Genomic DNA, 14,371 nt, shown 5'->3' on the forward strand with positions numbered 1-14,371 from the left:
GTAAATTGGTCAATTGGAGAATCGGTAAATTGGTCAATTGGAGAATTGGTAAATTGGTTAATTGGTTAATTGATAAATCGGAGGTAAAATTATTATGAAAATGAAAAAAATTGTTGTTCTTACCAGTGGTGGAGATTCTCCTGGAATGAATGCTGCTATTAGAGCGGTGGTACGAACTGGCCTATTCCACGGCTTAGAGGTATTTGGTGTGGAAAGAGGGTATACCGGTTTAATAGAAGGGCAAATTTTTCCGATGAATATATCTTCAGTAGGTGGAATTATACAAAGAGGAGGAACTATTCTTAAGACTTCCCGTTGTGAGAAATTTAAAACTAAGGAGGGGCTTGATATGGCCCTTCAAAAAATTAGAGAATTTAATATTGATGGATTAGTAGCTATTGGGGGGGACGGTACTTTTCGAGGGATTCGAGAGTTCAGTGCTTTAGGAGTAAAAACTATGGGAGTTCCCGCTACTATTGATAATGATTTATCTGACACTGATATGGCTATTGGTGTAGACACTGCTTTAAATACAGTTATGGGGGCTATTGACAAAATCAAAGATACTGCTTCTTCTCATGAGAGAGCTTTTATAATAGAAGTTATGGGAAGAAATTCAGGTTATCTGGCCTTAATGGGTGGAATTGCTGGAGGAGTTGAAGTTATTCTTATTCCGGAAATTTCTTATAATCTCCCGGAAATTAGTTTAAAATTGAAAGAGGGCTACCAAAGAGGAAAGTCTCATTGTATTATTGTTATTGCTGAAGGAGTCGGAGAGACTTATGAAATAAGTAAATTTTTAGAAGATAAAATTGGCTTTGAAACGAGAGTTACTATTTTAGGTTATTTGCAGAGAGGTGGTTCGCCTTCTGCATTTGATAGGTTATTAGCCAGTCGTTTGGGAGCAGCAGCTGTAGAACATCTACTAAAGGGAGAAACATCTAAAATGGTAGGACTAATGGGAAATAAGATTGAAGCAACTGATTTAGAGGTAGTGCTTAGTCAACCAAAAACTATTAGCCAGGATCTTTATAATTTAGCTTTAAGGTTAGCGAAATAGTAGTTCGTATCTCGTAGATAAGACAGAAGACAGAAGTCAGAAGTCAGAATATAATAGTATCATGTATATTGTATTATAACCTAGAGCAGTTAGCGTTTGGGAGGTAGGGGCTTGATTTATCAAGCCCGCAATACTCGGGTCGGATAAATCCGCCCCCTACAAGAAATAATGAAACTTCAAGACCATTCCTTGAAAGAAATAAGGAAAATTTAAATGAGCTTATCGAAAATATTATCCTTATGGAATAAATCTGAAGAATTTAAAGATATAGTAAAAACTATAAAGGGAAATCAACTAAATAAATTCTGGGTTTCCGGTCTTAAAGATAGCACCCGTTCTTTTTTTATGGCTGCTTTAGGAAGTGAGATAGAAAAATCTTACCTTATTATCGTTGATTCTCCAGAGAATGCCCTAAAGATATACCAAGATCTGGATACTTTTTGGTATAGATCAAAGAACCAGGAAGAGAATCTCTTTCTCTTACCTTCTTTTGAGGTCCTCCCCTATGAGGATATCAATTCTGATCCCCAGATAATCGAGCAAAGGATCAATATTCTAAAATATCTTTCTACCAATGACCAAAATAAAAAGAGAATCATCTTAATCGCTGAGGTTAAAGCTTTGTTGCCTAAATTAGTCTCTCCTCAAAACTTTAAGAAGATAAGTTGGGAATTAAAAGTAGGAGATGATCTAAAAAAAGAGGATTTTTTAAAAATTTTATTAGATCAGAATTATAAAACGGTAGAAATAGTTGAAAAAAAAAGCGAATTTAGCAATCGGGGAGGAATTATCGATTTTTTCCCAGTAACCAGTGAAAATCCTCTTCGATTAGAATTATTTGGAGACCAAATAGAATCAATCAGATATTTTAATAGCAATACTCAAAGGTCGATACTCAAATTGAATAATTATACTCTTCTGCCTTCTCGAGAATTAATTGCTGATGGTTCCTCTAATTATAATTATAGTACTATATTTGATTATTTACCTTCAGATTTAATAGTATTATTGAATGAACCGGAAGTAATTAGAGAAAAAGCGGAGAAATTTCAGGAAGAGATGGAACATATTTACCAAAAAATACCATCTTCTTATTTTATCACCTGGTCTGAGGTATTTAACCATCTAAAATCTAAAAGAATGATTAATTTTACTTACTTTTCGGAGAAAAATAAAGAAGAAATTTTCCTTAATCAGACCGAGAAACAAGATAATAGCAGAGAGTTTGTTTTAGAGGGTCAAGAAATGGGGTCTTATTTTGGAAATTTAGATCTATTTACTAAGGATTTAGAAAAGTGGCAGAAAGATAAACAAAATATTCTTATTCTAGTCCGGGATAAAGGGCGTGCTAGACGTTTAGGTGAGATATTAGAAGAAAGAGGAGTAAAAAGATTTATCCTAGGAGGGATAGAAGAATATACTCCCTTAAAATCAACTATCTTTATTTCTTATGGTTATCTAAATTATGGTTTTAGACTTCCTTTTTTAAAAATAGTTTTAATAACTGATCAGGAAATATTTGGCAAGGAAAGGAACAAAAGATATAAATTAACCAGACATAAGAGTGAACCCTTTTTCACAGCAATGGATATCTCTCCAGGAGATTATGTAGTACATATTGATCATGGTATAGGGGAATATAAAGGGGTGGTAAATTTAATGGTTAAAGGAGTAAAACAAGATTATCTTTTAATCCAATATGCCGAAGGGGATAAATTATATGTCCCGGTAGATCAATTTAATTTGGTTAATAGATATATAGGTATAAAGGATAAAGCTCCTAAAGTTAATCGTTTAGGAGGAGTTTCTTGGGGAGAAGCCAAAAGAAAAGTAAAAAGGTCGATTCAAAAATTAGCTCAAGAACTTTACAATTTATATATTGCTCGTAAAGAGGTTAAAGGTTTTGCCTTTTCTAAAGATAATAACTGGCAACAAGAATTGGAGATGTCTTTCCCTTTTGAAGAAACTTATGATCAATTGCAGGCCTTATCGGAGGTTAAAGCTGATATGGAAAGTATCAAACCTATGGAGAGATTAGTTTGCGGAGATGTAGGTTATGGCAAAACAGAGATAGCCATAAGAGCTTCCTTTAAAGCGGTATTAGATGGAAAGCAAGTTGCCGTTTTAGCACCAACTACTATTTTGGTACAACAACATTATGATAATTTTCGAGAAAGAATGAATTCTTTTCCTATAAATATAGATATGCTTTCTCGTTTTAGAACCAAACAGGAACAGAAAAAAGTTATCGAAGATCTAAAAGAAGGGAAAGTAGATTTGGTTATCGGAACTCATCGATTAATTCAAAATGATATTGAGTTTAAAGATTTGGGATTGTTAATCGTGGATGAAGAGCAGCGTTTTGGAGTCCTGCACAAAGAAAGAATAAAAAAATTAAAAGAAAATATTGATTCTCTTACTCTGACTGCTACTCCTATCCCTCGGACCTTACATATGTCACTTATTGGAGTTAGAGACTTAAGTGTGATAAATACTCCACCTGAAGACAGATTCCCTATCGCCACTTATGTCTGTCCAAGAGATGATAAAGTGATTGCAGAGGCTATAAGAAGAGAATTAGATCGGGATGGACAAATATTCTTTGTCCACAATCGAGTAAGAGATATCCAAAAAGTGGCTCGAGATTTGAATCAGCTCTTTCCTCAAGCCAGAATTGGAATTGCTCATGGCCAGATGGCAGAAGAACAATTAGAAGAAATAATGATTGATTTTTTAGAAAAGAGATTTAATATCTTAGTTTGTACTACCATCATCGAAATTGGTTTAGATATTCCCAATGTAAATACTATTCTAATTGATGATGCCCATAAATTAGGACTTTCTCAACTTTATCAGCTAAGGGGAAGAGTGGGAAGGACTGACCGACGAGCTTATGCTTATTTCTTTTATCCTTCCTATCGCGGAATTAATGATACTGCTAAAAAGAGATTAGAGGCAATTAAAGAGTTCAGTGAATTAGGTTCTGGATTTAAATTGGCTATGCGTGATTTAGAAATTCGAGGAGCAGGGAATCTATTAGGTAAGGAGCAGCATGGTGTAGTAAGTGAAGTAGGGTTTAATCTTTACTGCCATTTATTAGAAGAGGCTATTCAGGAATTACGAGAAGAAAAAGAGGGGGAAGAGAAGAAAAAAGAAATTACTCCGGTTATTGATCTAAAGATAGATGCTTATATCCCCCCAATTTATATTCCTAATTTAGAACAGAGGGTCTTAATCTATCAGAAATTAGCCGAAATTAAAGATTTACCGGATTTAGAGAGAGCAAAGGAGGAGTTAAGGGATAGATATGGAGTTTACCCTCAAGAAGTAAGGAATTTGTTAGAGATAATATATCTGAAAATATTTTTAAAAAAATTAGCGATAAGTTCTCTCCAGGTAAAGGAAGAGAGATTGGTTCTTAGATATCTGCAGAATAGGGAAATAAAGTCTAAATTAAGCCGGTTATCTTCTTTCTATCAGCAAAGATTAATCGAGGAAGAAAATAGATCGATCGGAATTTCTCAAATTAATCTTTCTGGGATTAAATCTACCGAAATTTTAAAATTTTTAAAGGAATTTATGATAAACCTGGCGAAGTAAATATAGTATATAGTATCGCGTATCGCGTGAAGAAAATAATAATGTACAATATGTAGGGGCAGACCTTGTGTCTGCCCGAAATGAGTACATTCAAAACAATAGTTTATACAAAAAAATTTTTAATTATGGTTTTTAGTCCTACGGGCAGACACAAGGTCTGCCCCTACGATTATTTGACAAATTCACTAACGACTAATAAATACGGAGGAGAAAATGTACCAAGAATACCAGGAAGAGAAAAAATTATTTACCGAAATGATGAATATTATAGCTAAATTAAGGGGACCAGAAGGTTGTCTTTGGGATAGAAAACAGACTTTAGAATCCCTGACTACTAATATTCTGGAAGAAGCTAAAGAGATTTCAGAGGCAGTTAAATCCCAGGATATAGATAATTTGCGTGAAGAATTGGGTGACTTATTAATGGTCATCTTTATGGAGATTGAAACTGCCAGAGAAAAGGGTTTATTTAGTTATTCTGAAGTATTAGCCGGGGCAATAGATAAATTTGTTAGAAGACATCCTCATGTCTTTGGTGATTTAAAAGTGAATACTCCTGAAGAAGCTTTAGCAGTTTGGGAGAAGATGAAAACGAAAGAAAAAGAAATAAATAATTAAAAATATTATTAATTTGAATTAGAAATCTATTTAAATCTAAAAAAATTAATTTAAGCTGTATTAAGATATATGATATAATAAATTTGTATTTAGTGAATATAGCATATGGCGGGTAGAGTTTAGCGTGTAGAGGTAGGGGCTTGATTTATCAAGCCCGCAGAACTCGGGTCGGATAAATCCGACCCCTACATCAAAAACAATACTTTATTGACTTAGCCTATACGCTAAACGCTGTACGCTATACGCTAACCATATACTAACGAATGCAATTGGCAAATTGGCAAATTGGTAAATTGGCAAATTGGTGCATTAGTGCATTGGTAAATTGGAGAATTATTACATGCCCGATAAAAATTCAAAAAAATCTTTTCCTAAAATAATATTAGTTTCTCTAATTCTCATTGCTCTAATTACTGGAGTTTATTTTACTATTCGAAGCAATCTGGCAAAAGAAGAGATAAAGGGTCTGATTATTTCTAAATTAGAGAATGCTATGGAGCGGGGAATTTATATTGAAAAAGTTAAAGATTATTCGTTTAAATCTGTAACTCTATCTAATTTTAAAATATTTCAGGATAAATCATTAAAAGAGGAGGATTTACTCCTTGAAGCAAAGGAAATAATTATTAATTATAATCTCGATTTATTTTCTGCTCTAAGAAAGAAAATGACCTGGAATATTGAAGATATGATTATAGTGGAACCCCAGATGACCTTGGTAAGAGATAGTCAGGGGACCTTTGATTTTATGAAAAAATTTAATTTAAGATATAATAATTTTTTGGATAAATTTACCGTTAATAAAGTAAATATTAAGAGCGGAAATTTATTTTATAAAGATTACCAAGTCTATAAGGAAGATGGACTCCTGACTATAGTAAAATCTTTAAATGGTTCTTTTTATCTGGGAAATTTACCCCAAGTAGAGTTTGATGGTACAGGTTTAAAGAAAGAAGATGATACTCTTCTTACTTTAAAGGGATATTTTTGTGCTGATGGGTCAAATTATTCCCTCGATTTTAACTTTAAAAATGCTGATATTACTCATTTTCAATATTATGTGGCTCAAGCTGAACCCTTTAATTTAAAAAAAGGGCTGTTTGATTTAACTCTACATTTAGATTTCGATAAAAATAATACCCAGAATAATAAAATTATCTGGTATGGTAGTGCTTCTACGAAAAATACTGAATTATTACCTGATTTTTTAGGGGGATTGGAAATCAAACAATTAGAAGGTGTAGTAAAATTTGATTCTAAGGAAACTACGATAGAGAAGATAACTGCTTTTTATAAGAACTCCCCCTTCACCCTCCAGGGAAAGGTAACTTATCCAGAAAAATTAAATTATTGTATAAATGTACTATCCGATGATTTTAAATTAAATGACTTAAAGGAATATTTAAAGAGCTATTTACCTCTCTCTAATGAATTAAAAGTTGAGGGTAAATCTAACCTATCCTTTATAGTAAGTGGTTCGGAAGAAGATTTTCAAGCACAGGGAGAATTGCTAACCAAACAGGGTAATATAGAGGGGTATGATTTAGCTAATCTAGAGACAGAATTCCAATACAATCGAGAGGGTATTTATTTTAAGAATATAAAGGCAGAGATTGGAGGAGGTAATATTGAAGGCTCAGGTAGGATTAATCTAAAAGACGAATTACCTAAATATAACCTTTTATTTAATCTTACTCGGCTAAGTGTAGAAAGTGATCTTCTAAAATCTCTTCACTTAAATTATTTAAAGAATGGTCCATTATCGGGGAAAGTAGAGATTAAGGATGATAATGGTGAGCTAGAAAAGATTAACCTCTCTACCGAAATAAGGATTGAAGATAAAGCCGGTATCCTTTCTCTAAATGCCAAAGGTACCATTACTAAAAATAATTATCTGGATTTAAAAGTAAAGACTACCGGAATTAATTTAGAAGCATTAGGAGAAATTTTAAATTATCAAGGGATTAAAGGGTTGGCAAGTTTTAACGGTAGCTTAAGTGGTTTACCTGATGATTTAAAAATTAGCGGAAAGATTGAGGCAGAAAAAGGGCAGATCTCTGAATTGCCTTTTGATTTTTTGGAAGGAAAAATAAATTATCAGGCAAATAAGGTTCAATTAGAAGAAGTTATCTTTAGAAATAAAGGTTTGGTCTTTAAGGGGAAAGGAAATATTGATTTATTAGAGAAAAAAAATATTTATTTAGATTTGACTTTACAGCTAGAGCAGGCAGACCTAAACTACCTTGCCACTCTCTATAATTATGATTTATCAGTACTTGGCTTGGTCCAGGGAGAAATTTCCCTTCAGGGTAATTGGCCTCAAGTTGTGGCTAAGGGAGATTTAAAATTGAAAGATATTAATTTAGTAAACTATAAAGCGGAATCTGGGAATCTGATTTTTACCCTAAAAGATAAAAAAATAAAAATAGAAAATTTAGTTTTAAAATCTGGGGAAGCTCAGCTCTATTCGCAAGGGGAAATAAATTTAGAGGAGGATTTACCTTTAGATCTAAGAGTTAATTTTTTAAACCAAAATATTAGAGACTTGTTGGTAAACTTTACCGGGTTAGATTTAATCAGTAAATTTAAAGGGCAGGCTACTGGTTCTCTGGAGATTAAAGGTAATTATACTTCTCCTGACTTATATTTATCGGCATTGATTGAAGATGCTCAATTAGAGGAGATGCCTTTAAATTCTATAGATATAAAGTTAGATAAAATTGGCTCTAGGCTAAGGATTAATAAATTAAAATTAAAACAAAGTAAGGGTGAGTTTATAGGTAATGGATGGATTGATTTTGATCAGAATAATAAAAATTTAAAGATTAGTATTTCTGCAAATAATATAGATTTAGGCCAACTATCTCATCTTTTTAGGGTAGAAGAGGAAATTAAAGGTCTGGTAAACTTCAAGGCAGAAATCGAAGGAGATCTCAACTTACCTACCATTTCTTTCGGAGCACAGATAGAAAAGGCAGAATTTTCAGGTTTTTATTTTGATAAACTTAGTGTAGAAGCTCTATATAATCAGGATATTTTAGAGGTTAAACAATTTATTTTAGATAAAGATGGACATCAGATAAAAGGTAATGGTAAAATACCCTATAAATTTTCTTTTCTGAACCAAGATGAAATTGCTCCCAGTTTGGCCAATCTTCCTTTAGATTTTAACCTAACTTTACAAAACACTGATTTAAGTTTTATGAAAATATTTTTTAAGAAAGAGCTTAAGCAGGTTCAGGGACTGACTAATGCTGATCTAAAACTTTCTGGAACCTTAAACCACCCAATTTTAAATGGAAGCATTACCCTTACTAAGGGAGAAGTAGAATTTTATGCATTACCGTCAAAAATAAGTGATTTAAGCATCCTTCTGCAGTTAGAAGATAATTTAGTTAAAATAGAAGATATGAATTTTCAGATGGACCAATATAAGATTTATACTTCCGGGAAATTTGCTTTAAATAACTTGCAACCTCAAGATTTAGACATTAATATATGGAATAATAAGGAAGAAGAAATTTTATATCAGGATATTTTTAAAGCTCAAGTTGCTTTAAATGCCAAGGTAACTGGGTCATTTACTTCTCCTCATATCAAAGGAAGTTTGACTCTTTCTAAGGGAGAACTGAATTGGAAAGAAAACAACCAGGAAACTCCTTCTGATTTATCTGAGTTTCTATCTAAATTAATTAATATTAAAGGAGATATCGATTTACAGCTAAAAGTCGCCGATGATTTTACAGCTAAAACTAAAGATTTTAATATGAAATTAGAGGGAGATTTAAAAGTTCAAGGTACTTTATCTGCTCCAAAATTAAACGGGGAATTAGAGATTAAACAAGGCTATATTGACTTTTTAGATAAAAAATTTAGAATATCGAGGGGTAAAGCAATTTTTTCTAATTCTTCCGGAAAAGACCTAATTTTAAATCTAGAAGCAAAGACTGAAATTGATTCCATCAATGTATTTTTAAGCCTAAGTGGAATTCTTGCTCAACCTATGATGGTACTTAGTTCCTCACCTCCTTTAAGTGAAAGTGAAATAATTTCTCTTTTGATGTTTAATAAAAACTATGCTGGTTTGACTGAAGGGGAGATGGGAACAATATTAAAGGAAGAAATGATTAATTTAATTGCTCAAGGATTGAGCATAAGATTTCTAAACCAGATAGAAAATGAAGTCGCTAATTCTTTAGGTCTAGATGAATTTAAAATTGAAACCATCTTCAAACAAGATCAGGGTTCTAATTTTGCTTTTATTCCAGGTTTTGCTTTAGAAAGTTTAGTTCTTAAAATAGGAAAATATTTTTCTGAAAATTTCTATTTAACCTATTCTACTCCTTTAAATGAAATAGGAAAAAGTAACATAGAATTAGAATATAAAATTAAGGACGATTTCACCCTAAATACTCAAGTAGGTTTACCAGGCCTACAAGATAATAGTTTTGAATTTAAAATAGAACTTAAATATGGATTTTGAAAAATAAAATAGGGTAAGCTCTCGACATTAGATATTTATTGGTATAAAATCTTTTATAAAAGTGTCTAATATCTAATATCAGAAGCTGACCACTAATAAAAAATCTAGGAGGAATAAAAAAGTGCCAAAGAAGAAGTGGAACTATATATTATTAACAGGATTTTTAACTTTGATATTTATCTGGGTTGGTTTAAATATGGTTGAGGCAGAAAATCAAGGAAAGATAACTGCTATTGTAGTAGAGGGAAATGAAAATATTTCTAAAGATTTAATAATTTCTCAAATTACCTCTAATCTGGGAGATGTTTTTTCTAAAGAAAGCATTGAAAAGGATGTAAAAGCGATATATGAGTTAGGTTATTTTAAAGATGTAAGAGTAAAATTAGAATCTTTTCGAGAAGGGTATAAAGTAGTATTTGTAGTAGTTGAGAATTTAGCGGTAAAAGAAATTAATATTACCGGTAATACGGTAGTCTCTAAGGAAGAGATGAGAGAAGTAATGATTTTACAAGAAGGACAGATTTTTAGCCAAAAAATATTAAAAAATGATCTTACTCGTATTTCCCAACTCTATAAAGACCGGGGGTATCTTTTAATTAATATTAAAGATATTAATTTTGATGAAGAAGGAAAATTATGGATAAATATTTCTGAGGGCCGACTGGAAAAGATAGTAATTGAAGGTAATGATAAGACCAAAGAAAAGGTAATTACCCGAGAAATTAATATTAAACCTGGAGATCTCTTTGATTTTGAGAAAGTAAAAAAATCTTTACAAAAAATCTATAACTTAGGCTATTTTGAAGATGTAACTATGAAATTAGAACCAGGAAGTGAAGAGGATGTAGTAGTTTTAGTAATCAAAGTAATTGAAAAAAATACCGGGAAATTTGGAATTGGAGCAGGATATAATTCTGAAGAGGGTCTTATGGGATTTGCCAGTATAGAAGAAATGAATCTTTTTGGGGGAGGTCAGAAAGTAGGAGCCAAATTAGAGTTAGGGGGTCGAACAACTTATAAAGTATCCTTTTTAGAACCGTGGTTAGCTAATACACCTACTTCTTTGGGTTTTGATGTATATGATACTACAACAAACCAAGAGGATAAAGAGGGTGAAGAAGTTATTGCTGAGTATGATGAAATAAAATTAGGAGGTAGACTTATTTTTGGAAGGAAGATAAGTGATTCAATTAATTTAGGGTTGGAATTAAAGACTGAAAGAGTGAATTATGATCTGATTTCCGGAGCTTTGCCTGAAGATACTAATGAAGGCTTAACTAATAGCCTTATGCCAACTTTTACTTATGACACTCGTGACAATGTATTTGATCCTACTTCCGGTTGGTATAGTAGTCTTTCTATAGAAAAAGCAGGTGGATTTTTAAGAGGAGATTATAATTTTACTAAATATAATTTAACTCTTAGAACTTATCTTTCTACGGACTTTTTTAAAGATATATTTAATATTGGTAGTCTTAAAAAGATAACTGATAATTTAAGCAAAGGAGTATTGGCTTTTAGAGCTATGGGTGGTATGGCAGATACTGATTTGCCTTCTTTTGCAGAATATCAAGTAGGAGGAATGAATACGATAAGAGGTTATGATTCAGGTGAATTTTCCGGGGATAAATCTTTGGTATTTAATGCAGAGTATAGATTTCCTTTAGCTGAAAATTTTCAAGCTGTACTTTTTGTAGATTGGGGCCAAACTTGGGATATTGAAGAAAGCATTGATATTGCTGATTTAAAGTTTGGTCGAGGAGTAGGTGTTCGTTTTGATACACCTATTGGACCAATCAGATTGGACTATGGTATTAATGAAGAAGGAATTGGAAAAACTTACTTTAGTATAGGACATACTTTTTAGGAGATAATTGACCAATTCGCCAATTCTCCAATTAACCAATTAGTCAATTCACCAATTGACCAATTAATCAATTTACCAATTGACCAATTCACCAATTAACCAAAAAATTCGTAGGACAGGTGTCTCGCCTGTCTATTAGTCGTTAGTCATTGCGAGCTTTGATTTATCGAAGCGTGGCAATCTCTTTATTCAACTAAAAAATTAAAGCAAAAAGCGAAAAATTATAATTTAAAATTTAAAACTTTTTCTCTTGTATATCGTATAATATATTGAGTATTACGATTATTAGAGTACAGGATATGTAGAAGTCGGATTTATCCAACAAAAGACGCAATATGCAATACTATATAAAAAATTTAAGGAGGAGAATAAAATAATGCAAGTAGTAGAAAAAAGAGTAGGAAAGAAAATAGTTTTTATTTTTTTGTTTACGGTGATAATCTTTTTATTTTTAGGTTTTCAAAATATTAAAGCTGCCAACGCAAAGGTAGGTTTAATTAATTTATCGGGAATTATATCCATTCATCCTTATACCGAAAAGATTAATCAACTCAGGTTGACTTTGGGAGAAGAGCTTAAAAAACGTCAGGAAGAACTAAATAAACAGGGTAAGGGTCTTGATGAAATTGAACTTAAAAAATTAGAGGATAAATTTAATAAGGAATGGGAACCAACTAAACAAAAGATTCTTACTGAGATGAACTCGTACCAGGCTTCTCGTTATTCAGATATTATTGAAGCAATTAAAGTAATAGGAGATAAAGGTAAATATGATTTAATCTTAAATAGTGAGATAAAAGTTCCCACCGGAAACGATATTTTAAATTATCCCATTGTACTTTATGGAGGAGAAGATATTACTCAGGATGTAATAGCAGAAATTAATAGAAAATTAGCCGAAGAAAATAAAGAAAAAGATACCACCAAATGAAACAAAAATTATCCATCGGAGAAATTTTAAATCTTTTACCTCATCGTTACCCTTTTTTATTGGTAGATAAAATATTAGAACTGGAAGAAAATAAAATCGTCGGGGTAAAGAATGTTACCATAAACGAACCCTTTTTTCAGGGACACTTTCCAGGACATCCGATTATGCCTGGTGTACTTATAATTGAAGCTATGGCTCAGACTGGTGGAGTTTTGATCTTCTCTAAAGAAGAAAATAAGGGTAAGATTCCCTTATTTGCCGCTATCGATAAGGCTAGATTTAAAAAACCAGTTTATCCCGGAGATCAATTAATAATTAAAGTAGAAATTTTGAAGATGTTAAGAGGAGTTGCTAAAGCCAAAGCAGAAGCCTATGTAGATGGTAATCTGGTAGCGAAAGCTGAATTGATGTTTACTGCGGTAAATATTAGTCGCTAGTGAATAGTCGTTAGTGGATAAAGTGATGAGTGATGAGTAATAAGTAATGAGTAATGGGATGCAAGTAGGGGCGTATTGCATACGCCCCTAAAGATTGATATAAAACCGTAGGACAGGCGTCAGGAACCAGAATTCAGGAGTCAGGAGACGAGTGTAGTGTAGGGGCAGACCTTGTGTCTGCCCGTAGGACAGGCGTCTCGCCTGTCTATTGTGTGAGGTAGGGGCTTGATTTATCAAGCCCGCAAAACTCGGGTTGAATAAATTCAACCCCTACATTAAAAACAATACTTTATACAAATCACTAACGACTAATTAAAGGAGAATTTTGTGCAAGGAATAAGGGCAGAGAAGTTAATAAAGATTTATCGTAAAAGACGAGTAGTAGACGAAGTGAGCCTGGATATTAATCAAGGAGAGGTGGTAGGTCTTTTAGGGCCAAATGGTGCCGGAAAGACTACCACCTTTTATATCGTAGTGGGTCTAATAAATCCAGACAAAGGAAAAGTATCTTTTAATGGTAAAGAAATTACCAAAATGCCTATGTATCAAAGATCTCGAATGGGATTAGGATATTTAGCTCAAGAACCTTCGATTTTTCGTAAACTTACTGTAGAAGAAAATATATTATTAATTTTAGAGTCTTTAGGGTTTAAAAGAGATAAACAGAGAGAAAGGTGTTATTCTTTATTAGATGAGTTAGAGATAGCTCATTTAGCTGATTACAAAGGATATATGCTTTCCGGAGGTGAGAGACGTCGGGTAGAAATAGCCCGGACTTTAGCTAGTTCACCTTCTTTTATGTTACTTGATGAACCTTTTACCGGAGTAGATCCTATTGCAGTTTATGATATCCAGGAAATAATAAGATATCTTAAAGAAAAAGGATTGGGAATATTAGTTACTGATCATAATGTAAGGGAAACTCTGAAAATTACTGATAGAGCTTATATTATGCATAATGGGAAAATATTGACTTCAGGAACCCCCCAGCAGGTAGCTAATTGTGAAATAACCCGAAAAATCTATCTGGGGGAGAGATTTAATCTGTAAACTAGTATATAATGAAAAACGAAAAGCGTAAAACGCAAAGCCATAACTCAAAATTTAAAAATTTATAGAAAAAGTTTTGAGCTTTGAATTATGGCTTTTCGCTTTTCTGCCTGTGCGTTGCACGCAGACAGGTAGCTTTAATAATTGTAGGGGGGTATTGCATACGCCCTCATATACTAATCGGAGAATTGGTTAATTGGCCAATTGGTAGATTGGAGAATTAAAAGGCATGTACAGTTTTATTTTAATTTCCACTCTTATTATATTAAGTGGATTGATTGCTTTTGTCGGTGATTGGATGGGTATAAGGGTAGGTAAAAAAAGA

Annotated in this window: 9 protein-coding genes; all 9 read left to right on the top strand. The window is 32.5% G+C overall.

Features of this window, described 5'->3' with window-relative positions; all coding sequences use genetic code 11:
- The first annotated feature begins 100 nt into the window (after positions 1-100).
- On the top strand, positions 101-1,060 hold the full coding sequence (gene pfkA / locus COZ07_RS09730; RefSeq protein ID WP_406608377.1) for an ATP-dependent 6-phosphofructokinase: 960 nt from the start codon (positions 101-103) through the stop codon (positions 1,058-1,060).
- A gap of 213 nt (positions 1,061-1,273) precedes the next feature.
- Positions 1,274-4,660, top strand: coding sequence for a transcription-repair coupling factor (gene mfd / locus COZ07_RS09735; RefSeq protein ID WP_406608369.1), 3,387 nt, complete (start codon positions 1,274-1,276; stop codon positions 4,658-4,660).
- Between the two features lie 213 nt (positions 4,661-4,873).
- Positions 4,874-5,278, top strand: a complete 405-nt coding sequence (locus tag COZ07_RS09740) for a MazG nucleotide pyrophosphohydrolase domain-containing protein (RefSeq protein WP_406608370.1) — start codon at positions 4,874-4,876, stop codon at positions 5,276-5,278.
- A gap of 340 nt (positions 5,279-5,618) precedes the next feature.
- Positions 5,619-9,761 carry a translocation/assembly module TamB domain-containing protein gene (locus COZ07_RS09745; protein WP_406608371.1) on the top strand — a complete coding sequence of 1,381 codons (4,143 nt, stop codon included), beginning with the start codon at positions 5,619-5,621 and terminating at the stop codon, positions 9,759-9,761.
- A 121-nt stretch (positions 9,762-9,882) separates the two neighbouring features.
- The gene (locus tag COZ07_RS09750; RefSeq protein ID WP_406608372.1) at positions 9,883-11,628 is read left to right on the top strand and encodes an outer membrane protein assembly factor; all 1,746 of its coding nucleotides are present in this window, start codon (positions 9,883-9,885) and stop codon (positions 11,626-11,628) included.
- 376 nt (positions 11,629-12,004) lie between these two features.
- A complete protein-coding gene (locus COZ07_RS09755; RefSeq protein ID WP_406608373.1) occupies positions 12,005-12,559 on the top strand; it encodes an OmpH family outer membrane protein in 555 nt (184 codons plus the stop codon).
- On the top strand, positions 12,556-12,996 hold the full coding sequence (fabZ, locus tag COZ07_RS09760; protein ID WP_406608374.1) for a 3-hydroxyacyl-ACP dehydratase FabZ: 441 nt from the start codon (positions 12,556-12,558) through the stop codon (positions 12,994-12,996). Before COZ07_RS09755 ends, fabZ begins: the two co-directional genes overlap by 4 nt.
- 327 nt (positions 12,997-13,323) lie before the next feature.
- Entirely contained in the window at positions 13,324-14,046 is a 723-nt protein-coding gene (gene lptB, locus COZ07_RS09765) for an ABC transporter ATP-binding protein (RefSeq protein WP_406608375.1), read from the top strand.
- 229 nt (positions 14,047-14,275) lie between these two features.
- Positions 14,276-14,371, top strand: a 96-nt coding sequence (locus tag COZ07_RS09770; protein WP_406608378.1) for a DUF3084 domain-containing protein, incomplete at its 3' end; no start/stop codon positions are given.

Source organism: Candidatus Infernicultor aquiphilus (assembly GCF_002784285.1).
Lineage (GTDB): Bacteria > Atribacterota > Phoenicimicrobiia > Phoenicimicrobiales > Phoenicimicrobiaceae > Infernicultor > Infernicultor aquiphilus.

What these genes read in the sequence shown, in the direction of transcription:
- pfkA (WP_406608377.1), top strand. Translation starts at nt 101, where the DNA reads ATGAAAAAAATTGTTGTTCTTACCAGTGGTGGAGATTCTCCTGGAATG.
- COZ07_RS09755 (WP_406608373.1), top strand. Translation starts at nt 12,005, where the DNA reads ATGCAAGTAGTAGAAAAAAGAGTAGGAAAGAAAATAGTTTTTATTTTT.
- mfd (WP_406608369.1), top strand. Translation starts at nt 1,274, where the DNA reads ATGAGCTTATCGAAAATATTATCCTTATGGAATAAATCTGAAGAATTT.
- COZ07_RS09740 (WP_406608370.1), top strand. Translation starts at nt 4,874, where the DNA reads ATGTACCAAGAATACCAGGAAGAGAAAAAATTATTTACCGAAATGATG.
- fabZ (WP_406608374.1), top strand. Translation starts at nt 12,556, where the DNA reads ATGAAACAAAAATTATCCATCGGAGAAATTTTAAATCTTTTACCTCAT.
- COZ07_RS09745 (WP_406608371.1), top strand. Translation starts at nt 5,619, where the DNA reads ATGCCCGATAAAAATTCAAAAAAATCTTTTCCTAAAATAATATTAGTT.